19 protein-coding genes are annotated in these 20,686 nt (G+C 51.3%); 13 read left to right on the plus strand and 6 right to left on the minus strand.

Going from position 1 to position 20,686, the window contains the following annotated elements; all coding sequences use genetic code 11:
* Positions 1-939 (minus strand): hypothetical protein (locus GX117_08945; protein NLO33466.1); only part of this gene is annotated, 939 nt, incomplete at its 3' end.
* A 230-nt stretch (positions 940-1,169) separates the two neighbouring features.
* On the opposite strand from GX117_08945, the gene GX117_08950 reads away from it, so the two are divergent.
* The 7 genes from GX117_08950 to GX117_08980 all read left to right on the plus strand — a co-directional run bounded on the left by GX117_08950 (position 1,170) and on the right by GX117_08980 (position 8,873).
* Entirely contained in the window at positions 1,170-1,868 is a 699-nt protein-coding gene (locus tag GX117_08950) for a DUF1080 domain-containing protein (GenBank protein ID NLO33467.1), read from the plus strand.
* A gap of 44 nt (positions 1,869-1,912) precedes the next feature.
* A complete protein-coding gene (locus GX117_08955) occupies positions 1,913-2,320 on the plus strand; it encodes a hypothetical protein (GenBank protein NLO33468.1) in 408 nt (135 codons plus the stop codon).
* A 29-nt stretch (positions 2,321-2,349) separates the two neighbouring features.
* The gene (gene purE / locus GX117_08960; GenBank protein NLO33469.1) at positions 2,350-2,871 is read left to right on the plus strand and encodes a 5-(carboxyamino)imidazole ribonucleotide mutase; all 522 of its coding nucleotides are present in this window, start codon (positions 2,350-2,352) and stop codon (positions 2,869-2,871) included.
* A gap of 71 nt (positions 2,872-2,942) precedes the next feature.
* Positions 2,943-4,208 carry an L-rhamnose isomerase gene (locus GX117_08965; GenBank protein NLO33470.1) on the plus strand — a complete coding sequence of 422 codons (1,266 nt, stop codon included), beginning with the start codon at positions 2,943-2,945 and terminating at the stop codon, positions 4,206-4,208.
* Positions 4,209-4,276: 68 nt separating this feature from the next.
* Complete coding sequence (locus GX117_08970) at positions 4,277-5,395, plus strand: class I SAM-dependent rRNA methyltransferase (GenBank protein ID NLO33471.1); 1,119 nt, start codon at positions 4,277-4,279, stop codon at positions 5,393-5,395.
* Between the two features lie 644 nt (positions 5,396-6,039).
* Positions 6,040-8,217, plus strand: a complete 2,178-nt coding sequence (locus GX117_08975) for a ribonucleoside triphosphate reductase (GenBank protein ID NLO33472.1) — start codon at positions 6,040-6,042, stop codon at positions 8,215-8,217.
* 26 nt (positions 8,218-8,243) lie between these two features.
* Positions 8,244-8,873, plus strand: coding sequence for an anaerobic ribonucleoside-triphosphate reductase activating protein (locus GX117_08980; protein ID NLO33473.1), 630 nt, complete (start codon positions 8,244-8,246; stop codon positions 8,871-8,873).
* 17 nt (positions 8,874-8,890) lie between these two features.
* On the opposite strand, the gene GX117_08985 is transcribed toward GX117_08980, so the two are convergent.
* Positions 8,891-10,759 carry a right-handed parallel beta-helix repeat-containing protein gene (locus GX117_08985; protein ID NLO33474.1) on the minus strand — a complete coding sequence of 623 codons (1,869 nt, stop codon included), beginning with the start codon at positions 10,757-10,759 and terminating at the stop codon, positions 8,891-8,893.
* Positions 10,760-10,951: 192 nt separating this feature from the next.
* Between GX117_08985 and GX117_08990 the strand changes: the two genes are divergently transcribed.
* A complete protein-coding gene (locus tag GX117_08990; protein ID NLO33475.1) occupies positions 10,952-12,358 on the plus strand; it encodes a sulfatase in 1,407 nt (468 codons plus the stop codon).
* Positions 12,359-12,402: 44 nt separating this feature from the next.
* Here the strand turns inward: GX117_08990 and GX117_08995 are convergent, their stop codons facing one another.
* Genes GX117_08995 through GX117_09005 form a run of 3 tightly spaced genes read right to left on the minus strand, consistent with a single transcriptional unit; the run spans position 12,403 to position 15,768 of the window.
* Positions 12,403-13,776 carry a sigma-54-dependent Fis family transcriptional regulator gene (locus GX117_08995; GenBank protein ID NLO33476.1) on the minus strand — a complete coding sequence of 458 codons (1,374 nt, stop codon included), beginning with the start codon at positions 13,774-13,776 and terminating at the stop codon, positions 12,403-12,405.
* Entirely contained in the window at positions 13,773-15,188 is a 1,416-nt protein-coding gene (locus tag GX117_09000) for a HAMP domain-containing protein (GenBank protein NLO33477.1), read from the minus strand. The genes GX117_08995 and GX117_09000 overlap by 4 nt, the downstream gene beginning before the upstream one ends.
* A gap of 4 nt (positions 15,189-15,192) precedes the next feature.
* A complete protein-coding gene (locus GX117_09005) occupies positions 15,193-15,768 on the minus strand; it encodes a uracil-DNA glycosylase (protein NLO33478.1) in 576 nt (191 codons plus the stop codon).
* Positions 15,769-16,082: 314 nt separating this feature from the next.
* Between GX117_09005 and GX117_09010 the strand changes: the two genes are divergently transcribed.
* The gene (locus GX117_09010; protein ID NLO33479.1) at positions 16,083-16,949 is read left to right on the plus strand and encodes a hypothetical protein; all 867 of its coding nucleotides are present in this window, start codon (positions 16,083-16,085) and stop codon (positions 16,947-16,949) included.
* Positions 16,950-16,978: 29 nt separating this feature from the next.
* Here GX117_09010 and nikR read toward each other — a convergent pair whose 3' ends face one another.
* Positions 16,979-17,395, minus strand: coding sequence for a nickel-responsive transcriptional regulator NikR (gene nikR, locus GX117_09015; GenBank protein NLO33480.1), 417 nt, complete (start codon positions 17,393-17,395; stop codon positions 16,979-16,981).
* Positions 17,396-17,578: 183 nt separating this feature from the next.
* Here nikR and GX117_09020 point away from each other — a divergent pair, with 183 nt between their 5' ends.
* The 4 genes from GX117_09020 to GX117_09035 are packed head-to-tail and all read left to right on the plus strand — an operon-like array spanning position 17,579 to position 20,656.
* A complete protein-coding gene (locus GX117_09020; protein NLO33481.1) occupies positions 17,579-18,490 on the plus strand; it encodes a DUF4097 domain-containing protein in 912 nt (303 codons plus the stop codon).
* Positions 18,487-19,110, plus strand: coding sequence for a sigma-70 family RNA polymerase sigma factor (locus tag GX117_09025; protein NLO33482.1), 624 nt, complete (start codon positions 18,487-18,489; stop codon positions 19,108-19,110). Before GX117_09020 ends, GX117_09025 begins: the two co-directional genes overlap by 4 nt.
* The gene (locus tag GX117_09030; GenBank protein ID NLO33483.1) at positions 19,082-19,504 is read left to right on the plus strand and encodes a hypothetical protein; all 423 of its coding nucleotides are present in this window, start codon (positions 19,082-19,084) and stop codon (positions 19,502-19,504) included. The genes GX117_09025 and GX117_09030 overlap by 29 nt, the downstream gene beginning before the upstream one ends.
* 12 nt (positions 19,505-19,516) lie before the next feature.
* Complete coding sequence (locus tag GX117_09035; GenBank protein NLO33484.1) at positions 19,517-20,656, plus strand: hypothetical protein; 1,140 nt, start codon at positions 19,517-19,519, stop codon at positions 20,654-20,656.
* The last annotated feature ends 30 nt before the right edge of the window (positions 20,657-20,686 follow it).

Below are 20,686 nucleotides of genomic sequence, written 5' to 3' on the forward strand. Positions count from 1 at the left end.
GTAGAAATAAAGGAGCGCGGCAAACAGACTTGTAGCGCTTAGCACCATAATGAGGAGCATCGTCTGCGGCGCAAATAAGGATAAAGCAACCACAATGAGCATCGGAATCAAGATAAGTCGGGCCGTCCATGCCGCCCATGCATGATCCGTCACGTAGCCCGCGAGCAGTCCGCCGCCATGATAATAGACATCAACCAAAGCGGTGCCTAGGGAGGATTCCAACATGCACGTATCTCGGAAAAGGCGGAGCAATCCGATTTGACCCGCCAAGGGCGTGCCGTAAGCCGCCGTCGCCACCATGCACGGGCTGTCTTCCGCCAGCCACATGATGCCGAAGGAGGTTGCGAGAAGGGCGGCTAAACCGCCATAAAAATCCCAAGGCAGGTTGCTCCAAAAACATCCATCCACCGGTTCCTGTGGGCTTTGCTGTCTCGGGATCGAGAAGGAGGCGACGGCTGTGATGATGCCGCTGTTGTCTTCCATGCCCGATGCTGTCGCCGTGTTTTCGATGTTTCCCGCTTCCAGATCAGCTTGGGTAACAATATAGGTGGCGTTGAAATAAACGGAGGTGCCGGAGGCTTTGAGGTTCTGCACCGTTCCCGAAAAACCAAGGAGCGGGTCGGTGACGATAATGTTGGAAATATCTTGCTCCCCTGTATTGGTCAAGCCAAACCAATACACAATTTCTTCGCCTACGGCGCTGAAGCTGCGTGTTTCAGCATCCTTGGTGAGTAGAAGCTTTCCTTCCGTTTCGTCGGGTTCGTCGACCGTATCGATAATGTCCGGGAGATCGGTATCCTCGAGGTCGGAAAAATCGGTATCTGCACTTTCCGAGGAATCGATATCTGTGGGATCTTGACTGAATCCGCAGACAGGGATAAGAAGGGTTAAGGCTGCACAGAGCATGAAAAGAGATTGTACACGGGAAGATTTGTTCATGAAAAGACTCGCACCGGTTTCAATAAAAGGACACAGAAAAGGCTGTTCTTATCAGCACTCATAGTATAAACACTTGTGGGGTTCTTTGCAATTCAAAGAAGGCGGCAGTTGTACCGGTCATTGCTTTTGTGATTAAATCTTTCAACTGCCGGTGGCGCCCCTGTATAAGGGATGTGCGCGCATCTTCAGTGTGGTTTAAATGGGCTCACTGCCCGGAAAGGAATAGACTCATGAAACGCAACATGTCTTTAATCGCCTTTACCGCTCTCCTTTGTTTTGCCTTTGCCCACGGAGAAACAACAGAGCCTGCAATGGAAGCCTTGCCCATGGAATTGATTCCGCTCCTCATGGATATCCCCTCGTGGACGCCTTTATTTGAGGATGATCTGTCCAATGCGCAGCTTGAGCCGGGCGGCTGGTCTTTCGAAAATGGAGTACTGACCACCCGGGGTAAGGGCGACATTTGGACCCAAGCCTCTTACGGCAATTTTATGTTGAATGTGGAATACAAGTGTGAAGACAACACGAACAGCGGCATCTTTTTCCGTTGCACCGATATCAAAAATTCGGTGCAGTCTGCTTTAGAAATTCAAATTCTCCAAAATAACGACGACTACAAAAACCCAAAACACCATTGCGGCGGACTCTTTGATTGTAAGGAGCCGGCGCGCTTGTTAGTCAAAAAAGCAGGTGAATGGAATCACTGCGTTGTCGTGGCAAAAGATAAAAACGTCTATGTGCTCTTGAATGGAGAACAAGTGCTGGGCTTGAATCTTGACCTTTGGACAGAAGCCCATAAAAACCCGGACGGCACGCCCAACAAATATAAGAACGCCTATAAAGACATGGCATTGGAAGGGGTTGTGGGATTGCAGGATCATGGACAACCCGTTAGTTTTCGCAACCTCAGAATCAAAGAACTGGATTAATAAAAAGGCGCTCTGCAGGTTCTTTACAATGAGAAGGGTGTAGTATGCAAACACAGGCGAAAAGAATTTATCTTTGTGGTCCCATCATGGACGCGACCTCAGGGGAGAGCAAGACGTGGCGTCAACGAACCAAGGAGCGTCTGGCGGGCAAATTTATTGTCCTTGATCCTATGCGCCGCAATTTTCGTGACCGAGAAATCGACAGTTCCAACGAAATTGTGGAGTTTGATCTTCAAGACATACGCAATTCAGACATTCTGCTGGTAAACTATAGTAAGCCGTCCATCGGTACATCCATGGAAGTATTTTATGCTTCCCACAGTCAGGGCAAGTTTGTCATTGCATTCAGTCCCTACACCTTTAAGGATATGTCCCCGTGGATGGTGAAATACTGCACTAAAATTCTTTCTAATCTGGAAGAGGCCTTGGATTATATTGAAACACATTTTTAATGGGTCGGTTGTGAAAGAACCGCAATACCATGAATAAAGGAGCGTTAACCGTGGTTGATTCAACCGAAACCAAATTGGTGACTGTATTGATGGGAAGTGCTTCCGACTGGAATACCATGGAGCATGCCCATGCTTTATTGGAGCGCTTCGGCGTGCCCCACAGCTGCAAGGTGATTTCCGCACACCGTACCCCGGATTTGCTCGTTTCTTATGTGAGAGAAGCGGAAGCCGCGGGGACACAGATCTTTATTGCAGGGGCAGGCTTGGCGGCCGCCTTACCCGGCGCAATCGCCGCTTTGACGACGCGCCCCGTCTTGGGCGTGCCAATACAAACAGGCGCGCTCAATGGTCACGATGCGCTGCTGGCCATGGCCCAGATGCCGCCCGGCATTCCTGTGGGCGCCTTGGCGATTGGAACAGGCGGCGCAGTGAATGCGGCGTTAATGGCGGTGGCAATCCTGGCGCTTAACTCAGCTGATTACGACCAAAAGCTGCGCCTCTATCGCGAAGAGCAGGCAGCAAAGTTTACCGACACTACCTTGCCTTGTTAAGGCAGAGCTCTTTTGAAAAAGAATCAACCCCTAATACGCACAGAATAAGGAGTTACGCTATGACTCATTCAATGAACGAAAAAACCATCGAACAAGGATATACTTATGCCCGGGAGGCTTATGCGGCTCTGGGCGTTGATGTGGAAGCTGCCTTAAAACAGTTGGCGAAAATTCCGGTGTCCCTTCATTGTTGGCAAGACGATGACGTGGGCGGTTTCGAAAATCTCGCTGCTGCCAGCGGCGGTGGTATACAGGCAACAGGCAATTACAAAGGCAAGGCGCGTACGCCCGATGAATTACGCCAAGATATGGAAAAAGCCTTCAGCCTCATTCCCGGAAAACACCGTGCCAACATCCATGCCATGTACGCGGAAACGGGCGGGCAAAAAGTGGAACGGGATGCACTGGAACCCAAGCACTTTCAAAATTGGATAGACTGGGCGAAAGGGCTGGGGCTGGCACTCGATTTCAACCCCACCTGCTTCGGACATCCCAAGGCGGACGACGGCTTCACCTTGGCGCATTATGATGAGGGGATCAGAAACTTTTGGATCGACCATTGCATTGCCTGCCGCAAAATCGGCGCCGCCATGGGCAAAGCCTTAGGGTCTGCCTGCTTGACCAATGTGTGGGTGCCCGATGGCTTTAAAGATATCCCCATCGACCGCAATAAATCACGAGAAATTTTGCGTGATGCGCTGGATGATGTGTTCGGGGATGAAATCGATGGGAGCCTGAATTTGGACGCTGTCGAATCCAAGCTATTCGGGATCGGATCCGAAAGTTGTGTTATTGGTTCCCACGAGTTTTATATGGGCTATGCCCAGTCCAGAGAAATACTGCTGACCTTGGACGCCGGCCATTTCCATCCTACCGAAGTCATTTCCGATAAAATCAGTGCCATCCTTCTTTTCTTGGATGAGATTTTGCTCCACGTGAGCCGCGGCGTGCGCTGGGACAGTGATCACGTCGTTATTTTGAATGATGAACTCCTCGCCATCGCTCAGGAAATCGTGCGCAATAACTATCTGGATCGGGTCCATATTGGATTGGATTTCTTTGATGCCAGTATCAACCGCGTTGCTGCGTGGGTCATCGGCACCCGTGCCATGATCAAAGCTTTATTGATCGCCATGCTGGAACCGACCGACACATTACGTGCCTTGGAGCGCAACGGTGCTTATACCGAGCGTCTCGCTTTCTTGGAAGACCTCAAAACGATGCCCTTTGGCGCCGTTTGGAATTACTATTGCCTTGCCAACAATACGCTGCCTGACGGCGCGTGGATGGAATCTGTACTCCGCTATGAGAAGGAAGTACTTGTGAAACGGGATTAACATTCAAGCATAGACGCTTGCGAAAGCAGGATAGCCATATAGCAACGCCTTCCGATACAGCCGTAGGGATGGCTCTATTAAAACCCAATGAGGAGCGGCGTCTCCTGAGAGGACACCTGTGGGCATATCGAAATGAATTTCAAGTGCTGCCCCCCTGTGCAGATGGAGCCGTCTTCGACATCTTTTCGTCCTCCAAACGCTTCGTTGCCCGCGCCTTCTTCCAACAAGAAGGCGGCATTGCCGGCCGTGTTATCTCCCGCCATCAACGTAGTGTGGATGAATCCTTTTTCCGAAACAAATTGGAAGGGGCAAAGCGATTGCGCGCACGTCTTTTCCCAAACGCAGCCGTCTACCGCTGGGTGCATGGGGAAAGTGACGGCATGCCGGGTCTGGTCATTGACCGCTACGACCGGGTTGCTGTTGTGCAATCCTCTTGTTTCTTTTACAAACGATACCGGGAGCAGCTGGCAAGGCTTCTGTTGCAGGAAGAGGGGATTCGTTCCCTATTGTTTTTGGATGGAGACAGCGTTGAGAGCCGGGGAGAGGCATGTGCTGAAACGCTCTTATCCATTGACGGCGTGAGCGCTCGATTATCGCTCGAAAGACCCCAAAAAACAGGGCTGTTCCTCGATCAACGGGAAAACTGGCCCCTTATACGACGCTTTGCCAAAGACAAGCGCGTATTGGATGGCTACTGTCACCACGGTTTTTGGGGCATTCATGCGGCACAGGCGGGCGCCGCAGAGGTTATCGGCGTCGACAGCTCACCTGCCGCTGTGGCGCAGGCCAACGGTAACGCAGAATTGAACGCCGTGCAAGAAAGCTGTCGTTTCATCCAAATGCAAATGGAAGCCATGCTCCAAGGGGATGAGACTTTCGATGTCATTGTTTTGGACCCGCCTGCCTTTGCGAAAACACGCAGACAAGGAAGCAGGGCAATGGGGCGTTATGAGGACATTAACCGCAGGGCATTGAAAGCCCTCCGTCCAGACGGTATCCTCTTCACGTGCAGCTGCTCACATTTTTTGCCTCGCGACCGCTTCTTAGAGGTCATCAAGCGTTCTGCGCGCTCATCCGGACGAAAGGTACAGCTCTTGGCGCTGCGCGGCGCTTCTCCGGACCATCCCGTCCTGCCCATGATGCCGGAAACGGAATACTTAAAGTGCGCCATCCTCCGAGTGGACTGACGTCCATTATTCTGACCGGCTTCGTACGGCGATACTACTTTTCCTCCAAAGACAGGGGGTTGCCATGTTGAAAAGCACCCCTGGGGGGGGGATTTGCCCAAAAAGTGGTGGAGCATGGTGGAGCATGGTGGAGCAACGTTATTTTATCTCCACCACGCTTTCACTCAATGTTATCAGGGCTATTTCTCATAGTGGTGGAGCATGGTGGAGCATTTTTCTATCCTTACGCGTGAGAAATCAAAATAAGTAAGATTATATATATATAAGGGAGGGGAGTCCCGACTATCTCCACCATGCTCCACCACTTTGCGTTTCGCCCTTTATTATCAAGCTCAAATCGTGGTGGAGCACCATAAAGCTATCTCCACCATGCTCCACCATGCTCCACCACCCAAGAAACCTTATTTGAAGCGCTCCGTGCAGAATATTGTTGGGTGTGTGCTTCGCAGTATTCTTGGTTTTTATTGTTATGGTAATTGTTGTGAATATTGTCAAGTATATACCATATGTAGTGGTTAATATCCAAAAATACACTTGACTTTGTGGTCACTGAAGTTTACAATGAGAGGTGTTGTCTGGCGGGAATATGCCAAAATCATGACCAAGCTAAACTGTAGGGATCAAGACCGGAAGGAAGTATTGCCATGTTGGCGGAAAATACCAAGCCTGAAAATGTTCAGGCACCCAATGTTTTTTTGACGCAGATTGAAAAGCGAGACGGCAGAAAAGTTCCTTTTGATGCCTCGAAAATAACGGCTGCTTTGTTGAAGGCGGGACGGGCGACGGGCGAATTTGGCGAAGAGGTCGCCCGCCAACTGACCATGCGCGTGTTGGGCGTATACCAGCAATTAGGCCGCCCGGGCATTCCCACGGTGGAAGCGATTCAAGACGTGGTGGAAGAAGTGCTTCTTACGACGTCATACAAGAAGACGGGCAAAGCCTATATTTTATATCGTGATCAACATGCCCGTGTTCGTGAACTCATCAGCAAAGCCGATGTGGAATTGATCGACCGTTATCTGGACCGCATGGATTGGAAGGTTCGCGAAAACAGCAATATGGGCTACTCCCTGCAAGGCTTGAACAATTATATTTCCAGCGAGGTCAGCAAGAATTATTGGCTGAATAAAGTGTATACCGAGCAGATCAGGAATGCCCATGCAAACGGTGATCTGCATATTCATGACCTGGGTCTCTTGTCGGTCTATTGTGTTGGTTGGGATCTGCAAGACCTGCTGCGTTCGGGTTTTTGCGGGGCTCCGGGCAAAGCGGAGAGCTCTCCGGCACGCCATTTCCGTTCTGCCTTAGGTCAGGTCGTGAATTTCTTCTACACCCTTCAAGGTGAGGCGGCAGGCGCGCAGGCTTTCAGTAATTTCGACACGCTTCTCGCGCCCTTTATCCGTCATGATGGTCTGGATTACGAGGAAGTAAAACAAGCGCTGCAGGAATTCGTTTTCAATTTAAATGTTGCCACGCGGGTTGGCTTTCAAACGCCATTTACGAATTTGACGATGGATCTGCAGCCGCCGAGCACCTTGGCGCATGAAAACGTGATCATTGGCGGCGAACTTCAAGAGAGCACCTACTGCGAGTATACCGAGGAAATGGTGCTTCTTAATCGCGCTTTCCTCGAAGTCTTGACAGAGGGTGACGCGAAAGGACGGGTCTTCAGTTTCCCCATTCCTACCTACAATATTACGCCTGATTTTGATTGGGATGCGCCGGGTCTCGATGCTTTGTGGGAAGTGACAGCCCGCTATGGAATTCCTTATTTCGCCAATTTTGTGAATTCTCAAATGTCGGTAGAAGATGCACGCAGTATGTGCTGTCGTTTGCGCTTAGACGTCAGTGCGCTGCGTCAGCGCGGCGGTGGACTCTTCGGCGCGAATCCGCTTACCGGGAGTATCGGCGTGGTAACCATCAATATGCCCCGTCTCGGTTATCTTGCGAAGGATGAATCCGAGTTTCTCGAACGGCTCAATCGCTTGATGGATATTGCCTATGAGAGTCTGGAGACGAAGCGCGCCATACTGGAAGCCTATACGGATAAAAAGCTTTATCCTTACACGCGCTTTTATCTGCGCGATGTCCATGCCCATGGCGGCTCCTACTGGTGCAATCATTTCTCCACCATTGGGCTGGTGGGCATGAATGAAGCGTGCATGAATCTATTGGGTGTCGACATTGGCACGGAAGCAGGGCGCGCCTTTGCCGCCAAGATTTTGGATCACATGCGTGACCGGCTCAAGACCTATCAAGAAGAAAGCAATAATTTCTATAATTTGGAGGCAACGCCGGCGGAAGGAACTACCTACAGACTGGCTCAGCTCGACCGTCAACGTTTCCCCAAGATTATCTTTGCCAATGATGATAACGTGAAGGAAGGGGCGGAACCCTTTTACAGCAATTCCACCCAGTTGCCCGTCGACTACGGCGATGACATTTTTACCATCTTCGACTTGCAAGATGAGCTCCAGTCCAAGTATACGGGCGGCACCGTACTGCACGTGTTTTTGGGCGAAGCCGTTGCCGATCCTCAATCGGTGAAACAATTCGTGAAACGGGTCTGCGAAAAATATACGCTGCCGTACTTTACCTTGTCGCCCAGCTTTTCCATTTGCCCCAACCATGGGTATTTCCAAGGCGAAATTTCCACGTGTCCTCACTGCGAGACAGAAATGGAAGTATATTCCCGTATCGTGGGCTATCTGCGCCCTGTCAACCAGTGGAATGCCGGGAAACAGGAAGAGTTCGGAATGCGCTCCCGTTATCGGGTTGAGGATGCCGGCGCTGTGAAAGAAAAGCTTTCCACCGCTCCCTGAGTTGTAGACTATGCGAAAGATTCCTTATGCTTTTCGGAGGATATCAGCCTTTCACCTTGAGTGATTATCCCGGCTGTATTGCCGCCATCGCGTTTACGCAAGGTTGCAATTTCCGCTGTGTATTTTGTCATAACGGAAGCCTGTTGCCTGAGGGCAAAAGCGGCACCGGACTCTATTCTGCGGAAGATATCATGGTGCGCCTTCGGCCGCGCTCCAGTCAGCTTGACGGGCTTGTCATTACCGGCGGCGAACCTACCCTCCATGAGGATCTGCCCGAATTCATAGCACAGGTGAAGGCTTTGGGCTTAAAGCTAAAGCTGGACACGAACGGCAGCCGTCCAGACAGGCTGGCGGCGCTGATCCAAGGCGGTCTTGTCGATTATATTGCCATGGACATTAAAGCGCCTTTACACGCTTATAGCCGCGTATGCGGTACGGCTGTGGAGACGGCAGCTATTCAGGAGAGCATCGCTTTGTTGGGCGCCTCGGCCATTCCTCATCATTTCCGAACTACGTATTCTTCAGCTTTTCTCAGTGAAGCGGAACTGGAAGAGATTCGCGCGTTGGTGCCGAAAGGGTCGAAGCATATTGTTCAACGCTTCCAGCCTGAACATGCCCTGTCCCCTCAGTTACGCGGGGAGACCAAGGAGGCGTAATCGTGTGTATTTCGGGATCAAGGCAGGCGTTTATCCACAACCAATTGGGTATCCACTGCGCCGCTCAGCTGTATTTCTTCAATGAGTACGCCGGCATCTCCTTGGGCGCAATCTTCGCCGATGGACACGGCCGCTTCCAGTTGGCGTGAGGCAGAATTCACGCGGATGTGGCTCATCTTCACGTTGTCCCCATTTTCCACCATGATGGCCGAAGAGTTTCGACTCCCTTCCGTCTGGGTGTAATCAACTTGCAGCCCTTGCACCAAGACATTGCGCACGGCGCCCAGATATAGAGCCGCGCCCGGCGGATTTATGATGTCGTTATTTTCTAAAACTACATCATGAATAGCACGGGTCGGCGCTGTTTTGCCGCCTGCCGTAAAACAGCCTATTTGGATGGAAGCGCTGTTTCTAGATACGGCGTACCACCGCGAACGGCCGCCGTTCACCAACAGATTGTTTCTCACAGATAAGCAGCATGGGAGTCCCGCGCCGGGGCCGGATGTGCTGTTGCCAATGAGTATGCCCAGTCCGCCGAAATCACGCAGTTCATTGTTTTCGATTATGCCCTGCGAAGCTCGGATGATCATGCCGTGGCGGCGATGGTTTTCAATATGATTGTTGCGCAGGACAAAGCCTGATCCGTTCCGTGATTGGTTGTAAAGATCAAGGGTTATGGGGCCGGGGCGTATACCCTTGAGTTCATGGCTTAGGGTTATGCGGTCTTCATCACAGGGGGCAGGCTGTAGTTCCAGAATCTGGGTTTCTACAAAATGTTCGCCACGCTGCGCGTCAAAGAGCTGTACGGAATCTCCTTGTCGCAGCGCGCTATTTCTAAGGACCCGCAATTCCGTGGGCGACAACAGGCTGGTGATGGTGTGGGGCATACCGTATATGACGATGCCGTCACCTGCCATATGCATCAAGCGGCAGTTTTCTACCAAAGGCCCGTCTCGATCGTCCTGACTGTGTACGGCTTCGGCGTTGGTGCTGAGAGGGCGGGCACTTGTTACTTTTCTTTCGACGTGAATCTTGGAAAGGGATAGACCCGAGCTGTTGAAAGAGCCAATCCCGATACCGGGTGAGGCGTAGATGGTAAGATCTTGGGCGCTGCAGTCGGAGCAGCTGCCGTAAAAGAGTGCGCCGCCCTGCACGTAGGGGGCTAAGTGAAGATAACGGCTTCCCGGGCGGATCCCCTGCAAGTCGCTTTTATCAGATAGCTGTATACGCCATGCGCTATGACTGAGCTGCTTCACGTACTGAACGTGAATACGGTCGGACACGCCCTCCATCAGGCTGTCTTTTTGAGCGTCAAAAATCATGCCCCATTGATCCGTAGCCTTTCGTGTTGTTCCAAACCAAGGTTCCGATAATTGCGGGAACTGAGGGGAGAGGGCGACATCGAGAAAACCGCTCTGATGCTCGACCAGCAGCACGGTGCCCACGGCATAGGGCACGGGATTATAATCAATGCTGAAGTTTTGAAAGCTTACTTTCTCGCAATTGATCAAGGCGAAAGCGCCGATACTTGGATTGCGAACCACAAAGAAGGTCTCTTTACCAGCACCTGCAAGGGTGATGTGCTTCAGATTTTCGAGCCGTACAGCGGCAAAATCTTTGACGGCGCCATGGAGGCAATAAAGCCCCTTTTCCAAGACGATAGTGACAGGTACTTCTTGGTATTCCGGTGTGGATAATAAGCGGCGCAGCGGCGGGCCCATGTCTTCATCGGTGTCGGGGACTATACCGTGATCCCTTCCTTGAATCGTGAGGACGGGGAGGGGGGAGCGTTCTTCTGCCGCCGTGTTTTCATGCGCCGCGCAAGGCAGTATCCCTGCCAGTAAAAAGACAGCGATAAAAAGGCTATGACAGGCGGAATATTTCATGGGCGAATTCTATAAACAGAGGGACAGAGGGACTCATAATAATGCACTTACTATATCACGAAGGGCAGCGGAAAAAAGGACATACTTCTTTCTCCTATCCAAACGTTCAAAGGAAGTGCAGGGATACAGGTTAGACATGTACAGGGCTCTGTGGTATACAATCAGGAGTTAAGAAATCATAAGGAAAATAACATGACCACCCTTTCGCGCAGAACCTTTACCTTAGGCAGTATTTTGTCCTGTCTTGGAGCCGCAGCGTCGGAAAAGCCCCTTCCCTCTGTTAAGCAACGGGGATCAACGCGGCCGAATCTGGTGGTGATGGTGGCAGATGATTTGCGTTGGGATTGTCTGGGATTTATGGGGAATAGCATTGTACAGACGCCGCACTTGGATTCTTTGGCGGCAGCAGCGCTCACCTTCGACAACGCCTATGTGACTACGTCCATTTGTGCGCCGAGCCGCGCCTCCATTTTCTCGGGACAATATGTGTGCCGTCACGGTATCAACGATTTCTCCACAGCTTTCACGGAAGAGCAGTGGGCGGCCTGCTATCCCGCACAGCTGCGCGCCGCAGGCTACACGACCGCCTTTGTCGGGAAATTCGGCGTGGGGGATCAGTTGCCCGTAGAGGCCTTCGATTATTGGCGTGGATTTGGCGGTCAGGGACAGTATGAGCAAAGCGATGACCAAGGTAACTATCAGCATCTCACCTCGCAGATTCGGGGCCATGCCTTAGCCTTTCTGGAGACGGTGGATCATCAAAAGCCTTTTTGCTTATCCGTGAGTTTTAAATCGCCCCATTGTCAGGATGGTGATGATCGACAATTCATTTATGATCCGGTCTATGAATCGCTCTATGAAGGGGCGTTGATTCCGCAGCCCGAACACTTGCAAGATCATTTCGAAGACCGTTTCCCCGACTTCTTCAAAAAGGATAGTGAAGCGCGGCGGCGCTGGGAAATACGCTTTTCAACGCCCGAGCTTTATCAGAAGATGGTGAAAGGCTATTATCGGCTTATTAAGGGGATTGATGACACCGTCGGCGCTGTACGTCGTGAGCTTGAAAAGCGCGGGCTGGCGGAAAACACGGTCATTCTCTTCTGCTCAGACAACGGCTTTTTCTTGGGTGATCACGGTCTCGCCGGGAAATGGTTCGGCTATGAGGGCTCCGTGCGGATTCCCATGCTTCTCTTCGATCCGAGAATATCGCCGGCGCAGCAAGGCCGCCGTAGCTCTCAAATCGCATTGAACATCGACATTGCGCCCACGCTATTACAGTTGGCAGGTGTGGATGTTCCTGCTTCCATGCAGGGAAGCGATCTAAGCCCCTTATTCTTGAGCGATGCCGACCCATGGCGCGAAGATTTCTTCTATGAGCATCACTTCAAGCATCCCGGGATTCCTCGGTCGGAAGGGCTCGTCTCCCGCGAATATAAGTATCTGCACTATATTGATGAGCAGCCCGTTTACGAGGAACTTTTCGATCTGCGCAACGATCCTCACGAGCAGCATAATCTCGTCCACGATCCGCAAAAGACTGAATTGCTCAAGGAGATGCGCGCGCGCTATGAGGTATTAAAAGCGGCCTGTTGTCCGTAATCCATCGGCAGTAAGCCGGTCCGTGACGCCGCTTCGCCGTGTCCTTAGGAGGGGTTTCTTTCTATCTCGTATTTTTTCAAGCGGTATTGGAGGGTTTTATAGGATAGCCCCAATAATTCTGCTGCTTCTTTGATGCTGCCGCCGGAACGTTCCAAAGCCTGTTGGATGAGTTCTTGTTCTACTTTTTCGAGGATCAGTCCTCCGGAAGGCAATAGAATATCGGCGGGCTGTTCTTCGGCGGCTAGAAGCTTTTCGGGAAGGGAACTGCGCTCCAGGGTCGTGCCCGGCGATAGAATAAACATCTCTTCCAAGGTGTGTTCCAATTCGCGCACATTGCCGGGCCATCGATATTTACGGAAGGCATCGACCACCTCCGAACTGATCATGGGCGGATCCATATTCAGTTTTTTGGCGAGCTTATCTCGGAAATGACTGATGAGAAGAGGCAGATCGTCCATCCGATCGCGCAGCGGCGGCAGCGGGATGGACAGTACTTCCAGCCGATAATAGAGGTCTTGGCGGAAACTGCCCTCGGCGACACATTGGCGCAAATTCCTATTGGTAGCCACAATGGTGCGCACATCAACCGTATAGGATTTGCTGCCGCCGACCCGTTCAATAACGCCGTCTTGCAGGACACGCAATAATTTCGCCTGGCTTTCGAGGCGCATATCGCCGATCTCGTCTAAGAAGAGGGTGCCGCCGTTGGCGAGTTCGAATTTCCCTTGCCGTGCCGTTTCCGCGCCGGTGAAAGCTCCTTTCTCGTGTCCAAAAAGTTCAGATTCCACCAAGCTGTCGGGAATCGCCGCACAATTCACGACGATGAAGGCTTTCTTGGAACGAGGCCCTGAAAAATGGATGTGACGGGCGATCAATTCCTTGCCCGTTCCCGATTCGCCTTGTATTAAAACGGTGCTGGACACGTTGACGGCGCGCCGTGTCCGTTCGAAGACTTCACGCATGACCGTACTTTTACCGACAATGTTCCCCAGCGCAATAGAATCATCAATAAGCCGCGTCAACAATATGTTCTGACAGCGCAAGGTGTGCCGCTCACAGGTGCGCCCGATCACATGCAGCAGTTCGTCTTTGTCGAAGGGCTTATCGAGATAATCGGCCGCTCCTTCTTTGATAGCGGTCACCGCTGTTTTCACGGTGGCATGAGCGGTCATAATGACCACGTCGATTTCCGGAATGCTTTGTTTGACCCGTGTCATGAGTTCTAGACCGTCTATGCCCGGCATTTTCAGATCAGTAAGCAACACGTCAATGGGATGTTCTGTTATCTGTTCCAGCGCCTCTTCTCCCGAGGCACAGCGGTACACCTGATATCCATTCATCTCGAGAATATCGGAGATGATGGCACGTTGTACACGGTCATCTTCTGTTACAAGAATGTGATAGGTCGTTGAGCTCATGCTGTTGTCTTTTTAGTGTTTACGGAATGATGTAAGGGAACTTTGATCAGCACCTGACAGCCCCAATCCCGGGAGCCGGTCACGTCGATACTGCCGCCGTGACCTTCCACGATGCCCCGCGTGATGGAAAGGCCGAGGCCGGTGCCGCCCGGCTTAGTCGTGAAATAGGGATCAAAGACCTGTTCGAGCGTTTCTTTGGGTATGCCGGGTCCGTCGTCACGAATTTCTATTTCGCATTCTGTATCGGTGCTGCGTGAGAGCAGTCTGACCCGGCCCCCGGCAGGACAAGATTCCAAGGCATTTAAGAGAATATTTAAAATAGCCCGTTTCCATTGTTTGGGGTCAAGGTACAAAACCAAGCCGCGCGCGTTCAAGTCACTGCTCAAATGGATGTTTCGGAACGCGGCATCTTGTTTGAAAAGATGCAGACATTCTTCCAATAAAATATCTACTTCAAAATATTCAGGTTTCAATTCTGTTTCTTGCGCTAATGACAAAAAATTGGAAACGATATCTTCCAGACGATCCACTTCATCGCGGATGGTATGGAGCGACTTTTCTGCCAAGGGGTTCTCATCACCCAACGAATCTTGGGCATGGCAGGATAACAATTTGATCGCATTCAACGGGTTGCGGATATCATGGGCAATACCTGCCGCGAGATTACCCAGTGCAGAAAGACGCTGTGCCTGACGGAGTTTTCCTTCCATGATCTCTTTTTCACGCAGGCTATCCACCATATCATTAAAGGTTTTTTCGAGGGCGAGTATTTCGCCGGAGCCGCCTCGTGTGCTCACTGCTTCAAGGTGGCCGCGGCTTATGGCTGCACATTTTTCAGACAGCCGCCCCAAGGGACGCAAGGCTTTGGCAATAAAATAAATCATCAACGCCAGATCAAGAATAAAGACCACCATAAGGATGACCATGTAGCGGTTACGAAAAGCACGGACTATTTCTGTTTGCGGCTGAACGATCATGGACACGGTCATCAAAACAGGGCGTTCTTTATTGATCATGGGCACCCGTGCGACCCGTTCAATGGCGCCGCCGGGCAAATGCTGCAAGGTAAAAGAGGCGGCGTGGGTCGTGCCTTCTGCGTCGTCAAGCTTGATATCCACCCCTTTATACAAATCCATGAGCTCCGTTTCTAAGGTGTCATAGCCGACGTCGTCTTCCTCTTCAAAGCGGATTTCAAGGCTGTGGGCAATATCCATTGCGCGGCTTTCCATTTGCCGCAAGGTCTCTTGCACAAAGTGGCGCGTAATCACAATGACCGAGGCGAAGAGGCAGAACAAGAGAACGGTGCATAAAATGACGACCCTGAAAAAGAGGGACCGGTACCAAGGGACACCGATGACAGGGGGGACAGGCTGCGGCGTTTCTACAGTGCCCTTTTCGCTTCTTCTGGCCATGGTCTCACGCATGTTCCTCAAGGTAGCGGAGGATTGCTTTAATATCCTCCCAGGTTTGCTGCTTTTTATCGGGCTGACGCAGTAAATAGGCGGGGTGATAGGTCACGCGCAAGGGGATACCTTGGTATTCATGCCATTTCCCGCGCATACTGCCGAGGGGGTCATCTCTTTTGAGTAAACAATGGGCCGCCACAGCGCCTAAGGCACAGATGACGCGGGGCTGCAGGAGCGCCAACTGCCGTTGGAGATAGGGTTCGCAGGCGGAAACTTCATCGGGATTGGGATTGCGGTTGTCGGGCGGGCGGCATTTCAGTACATTGCAAATATACACATCGTCGCGGCTCATTTTCATGCCCTTCGAGATAATATCGGTGAGCAATTGCCCCGCTCTGCCCACAAAAGGACGGCCTTGTTTATCTTCTGAAGCGCCCGGTGCCTCGCCCACAAAAACGATTTTCGCTCTGGGATGTCCCTCACCGGGCACCGTATTCAGCCGTGTTTCATGGAGGGGGCAGCGCTGACAAGCCGCCACTTCCTCGGCGATCTTTTCGAGGCTGTCTCCGTCGTCTGATGCCGTGATGCCATTGAGCAATGCTGCTGTATCTTTTGAAATCGTGACAAGGCGTTGTTTATCTCGGGCTCGCCCTTTTAAGGCTTGCGCCAGTTCTTCTACTAATTCATTATAAGAAATGTTATCCACATGAATCTCCAGATATAGGGTGTTGAGGGAAAGAATCGAATCTATATAGTACTATATGCCCCCTCTCTTTTTCATCAGAAAAGGATTTCGCATGCCGATGGGGACTTTTCTCGGACTGAATAGGGGCGATAGGGCGCGATATGATACACTTTGTCGAATCAGTTGCTCTCTGTAATGTATGAAAGGAAATCACCGTGTATTTTCGACTTCTGACACTATTATGCGCCTTAAGCTTGGTATGGTTGAGTGCATGCGACGGCCGCTCCAAAATTATCCTGGATGAGGATAAGGTAGATGCTCCGGTCCAAACAACGGCAGCCGATCCGCTCCAAACATGGCTCGAGATTTCCAAAGGCGAATTGCACACCATGGATATCCCTCTGGCAATGAACTGCGTACAACAGCTAGCCGCACAGGGGAAGGCCGCCTTGGATCCTTTATTCCAGCTCTTGGACGATGGAGAAACCGATGCGCCCGCCAAGGTCTTGGCGGTTATCACGCTGACGGGATACGTCGATGCTTCCGATTCGGAACGCTTGGTGGCGATGACCGAAGCCGATAAAAACGAGATAACGAGAGGTTGTGCCATCAACCTATTAGCGGTCTTAGAAGCGCCGGAAACCGATGCCCGCATTAAAGAGCTATTAAGCGATGAAGATTCCTATGTGAGGAAAGAAGCGGTGCTCGTTTTGCTTCGCCGAGATGATGACGATGCCGTTGCCGGCGCAGTAGACTTGTGGAAAGATGCGAACACAGAAATAAAGGATCGCGCGGAAATTGTACTCGCTTTTCCCGTCATTCGAGCAAGGGATTATCTCTTTATTTACGAAGACGCCGCATGTAACCAAGAACTCGAATTTACCATACGCTACCACGCTATTCAGGTCTTGGGCACCGTTGGCAGCCTCGATAGTGCTGTCCAAATCGCCCGTTGTATTGAAGTGGAGCCGTCAGAACAGGTGAAGGGCTTCTTAGACAGAGCACAAAAAGCCATTGCGTCACGGGAAGAAGGGGATATATCCGAAGCGCCCGTCGAGAATCCCGCGGAACTCCAACTTTAAGGTTTAGTTCTGCTCAAAGACCGGAAGCTTTATACCAGACGTTTGCCTGTGGTGCTCATCGAAACCGAGACATGGAGCACGCCTTTTTGGCAGCGCATCTCATCGGCGAGCGATTCGATAATTTGCGCACGGCCCCGCGCCATGACCATTTCCACGCATAGATCATGGGTCAGATGCACGTGGGTTGTGGCTAAAATAGCATGATGATGGCTGTGCTGCAATTGGGTGAGTCTGCCGGAGAGGTCGCGGCGTTCGTGTTCATATACCAAGGTAATAGTTCCCACTGCCTCCTCATTATTTTTCCACGAGTCCTTGACCAAACGCTCCCGTACCAAATCGCGGATCCACTCTGAACGGTTCGCATAATTGCCTTCTTGCACCAGTTTTTCCATTTCCTGATAGAGGCTTTCTTCAATGGTGAAACTGACGCGCATTAACTTTCTCATAACATCCTTTCCCGGGTATTTTAAGAGTTTTCTCTTCCGCCTTATCAGACTGTAAGTCCTATAGTAACACTCGACCCCTATAATTTTGTACACTGTAGGGAACATTGAAGGAATAACCACCCTTTTAAAAGAAGCGCTTGGTCTGCCGGAACAGCCGGAGAAGCGCTCTTTTAGGATTGTCTTATGCTTAAAAGTGTGTTAACCGCCACCTTGATCGCGATTGCAATACAAATTTTCACGGTCGGTTTATTGGCGTCAAAATTGCCCCGAGAGGTCTTGCCGCCCGGAATTAGGGCGGAACGCAGTTATACTTTTGCCCCCAAGACGCTCTTGCATCTCAAGAGTACAGACGGGGCGGTGCGCGTGTATCCTTCAGAAACGGCTTCCGTCATACAAATTGAGGCGCGTATCCGCACCTACGTAACCACGGCGGCCCAGCTGCCCGACGCTGAAAGTTATGTGGAGTCTTTGGTTGCCATTCGTGAATCGGATGAGTCGCTCTATATTGTGACAGAACCGGAAGACCGCCCGGATTTTGTTGATCTCCACGTCCATTACCGCATTACGCTGCCTTTAGGTATGAATGTCATCGTGGAAGTGGATAACGGCAATGTGCGCGTTGGTGAAGGCTGTAATCAGGTGACGATTGACGGGAATAACACCGATGTGGATGTGCAATATCCGGAGGGGCGGAGCAGCGTAAAAACCATTAATGGCCGCATCAATGTGGTGGGCTGCAAGGACGATGCCTTTCTGGAAACCGTCAATGGCAGCATTATTACCAGCCTTTTTAAAGGCTCTATACAGGCTTCGACAGTGACCGGATCCATTACGACCACACTTCTGGATCAGAAAATTCATAGCTGCGACTTGACCTCACTGAACGGAAGTATTACACTAGTACTGCCGGAGCTGATGTCGGTGAACGTTCATGCGTCCACCGAACAGGGCGCTATCCGAAGCGATCCCGCGTTGTTGCCTGCGCGTACCGTGGAGCGACGCCGCGAAATCCTCGGAAGCCTTGGCAACGGCGAAACGAAAATATCCCTTCATTCTATGAATGGAGATGTCATCCTGCAAAGGAGTGTTCTATGACTAGAGAAGCTGCTGTAAAAACCTACCTTGAAGGTCTAGACGATCCATCAAAGGTTTTGAGCGATGTAGAATTGGTTCGGAAATCCCAGTCCGGTGATCGAGACGCTTTTTCTGAATTGGTTCGCAGACACCAGCATTTGGTGTATAACGTTGCGTACCGCTTTATGCGCGATGCGACACAGGCGGAAGACCAAGCGCAAGAATCTTTTATAAAAGCCTATAGACTCTTGAAAGGCTTCCGCGGTGATTGCAGTTTTAGTACGTGGATGTACCGTGTTACGGCGACCACATGTCTGACCGAATTAAACAAACGAAAAAAACGGGCGGAAGTGGAACTTATTGATGAGAGCTTCAGTCATACGAGTGATACGGAACATCAGCCGACGGTGAAAGACAGGAAAGAACATATTCGGCGTTGTGTACGCTTGTTGCCCGACCGCTATGCCACCGTCGTGACGCTGTATTACCTCAAAGGTATTTCATACCTTGAGATCGCAGAGACCTTGGGTGTTCCTGAAGGCACGTTGAAAACATGGATGTTTCGGGCAAGAAAAATGTTGCGTAAAATCGTGGAAAAGGAATTAAGCAAGGATGACATACAATTCCACTCCCCTAGATGAGCTGGACGCACTTATCGAAGAAGCGTTGACAGAGGAGCCTTTTCTGAAGGCGCCGCTATCGCTGCATCGTGGTGTGGATGCACGCGTTCGCATTATTGCGATGCGTGAATATGAGCAACGCCGATTCTTAGTAACCATGGTCACGCTGGCACTGGTCTTTTTAGGAAGCCTCCTTTTCACTGGGTTGTTGCTGTGTTTCACCAATTTTAGCCTGATCCTGAGCGACGGCGTTTCCGGAGGCAAAGGATGGCTTGATTATTACACCGCTTCGTGGGGACGATCTTTTGGAAGTTATCAAGGCGGCTATTCTCTGCTCATTAGCTTTGTGCTCTTATTCATTACCATATTTCTCGCCGGCGCCAGCCAAATCCATAAACTGCTCTTTTCAGAATAGAAAAACAAGGCTATGACCATGTGCCGCGCAGGGGACAGATCATCCAACGAAAAAAGAGCTCACACCACCACGCCCCCTATGTTTCGCTCCAATAAGATACAACAAGTATCCATGGCGCCGCTCCTGCTTCTTATGCTGATGATCCCTCTCTTCGCGATCGGGGAAGAAGGCTCCGAAGCAAAAATACCGCCGGCTTTCCCTCAATGGGATCATAAGACGGAGCCGGCGCCGACGCCGAAGCCCATTGCCACACCGCCGGGCATGAAGAGCACGCCGGAAGCTCGTTCCTATGCGCCGCCTGCCAGTCCGCAAAGCAGTGCTGCGTGGTTATTAAATCGGATGGCAGACACTGATTCACCTGAATTGCGCCGACGGGCTGCCGAAGTGTGGCCCCTCGACGAGGAGGACGAAAAATCCTTGCTGGCTATTATCCGCGGCTTGTTGGATCCCGTTGAAGCGGTGCGGCTCAGTGCGCAACAGCGCCTCAATGCTATTGATGACAGCGCCCTCTTTGCCTATGTCATGCGCACATTTTCGGCAGGAACCGTAGATGAAACGAAGCATTTGAATGCAGCGCTGCCCGTGCTGGCACAACGGATCAATCCCTTCTTGTTGGAGACGCTGCGCACCACTTTGGAGACGCATGAACATAAGCGCATTGCCGTCTATTGTTTGGGACAAACACGGGAGTCTGAAGCGGCGCCGCTGCTCTTTCCCATGCTTGGGAACGATGATCCTGCCATGGCGAAACTCGCCTTAGATGCGCTCTATTCAATCATGCCCTCAGGATCAAGCGCGCAGTGGATGAAGATATTGGATCATCAAGATGCTTATTTCAAAGTGCGTGCAGTCCGCGCCTTGGCCTTTTTACAAGAACCCGGTTCCTTCGATCTGCTCAAGCAAATCTGTTTGGGGCAACGGTACACGGATATGCAGATGACCGCACTGCGTGCCATAAGTTGGTATCCTGATGATATACTGATACCTTTGTTGGTGGAGATCATGGAACGTAACCGCGGACTTTCGGGAACGGCGGTGCAGCTGTTGCGGCAACGCACCGGCATGGATTTTGGAAACAGTCCCCGATACTGGCGCGAATGGCTCCAAAAAGTGACGCAGCAAAATGCTGCGCCTTTAGTCCCTGTCGAATAAGCACTTTGGTTTCTGCTATACATAAAGATC

The sequence above is a fragment of the Candidatus Hydrogenedentota bacterium genome (genome assembly GCA_012523015.1).
Taxonomy (GTDB): domain Bacteria; phylum Hydrogenedentota; class Hydrogenedentia; order Hydrogenedentales; family CAITNO01; genus JAAYBJ01.

What these genes read in the sequence shown, in the direction of transcription:
- GX117_08950 (NLO33467.1), top strand. Translation starts at nt 1,170, where the DNA reads ATGAAACGCAACATGTCTTTAATCGCCTTTACCGCTCTCCTTTGTTTT.
- GX117_08955 (NLO33468.1), top strand. Translation starts at nt 1,913, where the DNA reads ATGCAAACACAGGCGAAAAGAATTTATCTTTGTGGTCCCATCATGGAC.
- purE (NLO33469.1), top strand. Translation starts at nt 2,350, where the DNA reads ATGAATAAAGGAGCGTTAACCGTGGTTGATTCAACCGAAACCAAATTG.
- GX117_08965 (NLO33470.1), top strand. Translation starts at nt 2,943, where the DNA reads ATGAACGAAAAAACCATCGAACAAGGATATACTTATGCCCGGGAGGCT.
- GX117_08970 (NLO33471.1), top strand. Translation starts at nt 4,277, where the DNA reads ATGGCTCTATTAAAACCCAATGAGGAGCGGCGTCTCCTGAGAGGACAC.
- GX117_08975 (NLO33472.1), top strand. Translation starts at nt 6,040, where the DNA reads ATGTTGGCGGAAAATACCAAGCCTGAAAATGTTCAGGCACCCAATGTT.
- GX117_08980 (NLO33473.1), top strand. Translation starts at nt 8,244, where the DNA reads ATGCTTTTCGGAGGATATCAGCCTTTCACCTTGAGTGATTATCCCGGC.
- GX117_08985 (NLO33474.1), bottom strand. Translation starts at nt 10,759, where the DNA reads ATGAAATATTCCGCCTGTCATAGCCTTTTTATCGCTGTCTTTTTACTG.
- GX117_08990 (NLO33475.1), top strand. Translation starts at nt 10,952, where the DNA reads ATGACCACCCTTTCGCGCAGAACCTTTACCTTAGGCAGTATTTTGTCC.
- GX117_08995 (NLO33476.1), bottom strand. Translation starts at nt 13,776, where the DNA reads ATGAGCTCAACGACCTATCACATTCTTGTAACAGAAGATGACCGTGTA.
- GX117_09000 (NLO33477.1), bottom strand. Translation starts at nt 15,188, where the DNA reads ATGGCCAGAAGAAGCGAAAAGGGCACTGTAGAAACGCCGCAGCCTGTC.
- nikR (NLO33480.1), bottom strand. Translation starts at nt 17,395, where the DNA reads ATGAGAAAGTTAATGCGCGTCAGTTTCACCATTGAAGAAAGCCTCTAT.
- GX117_09020 (NLO33481.1), top strand. Translation starts at nt 17,579, where the DNA reads ATGCTTAAAAGTGTGTTAACCGCCACCTTGATCGCGATTGCAATACAA.
- GX117_09025 (NLO33482.1), top strand. Translation starts at nt 18,487, where the DNA reads ATGACTAGAGAAGCTGCTGTAAAAACCTACCTTGAAGGTCTAGACGAT.
- GX117_09030 (NLO33483.1), top strand. Translation starts at nt 19,082, where the DNA reads ATGACATACAATTCCACTCCCCTAGATGAGCTGGACGCACTTATCGAA.
- GX117_09035 (NLO33484.1), top strand. Translation starts at nt 19,517, where the DNA reads ATGACCATGTGCCGCGCAGGGGACAGATCATCCAACGAAAAAAGAGCT.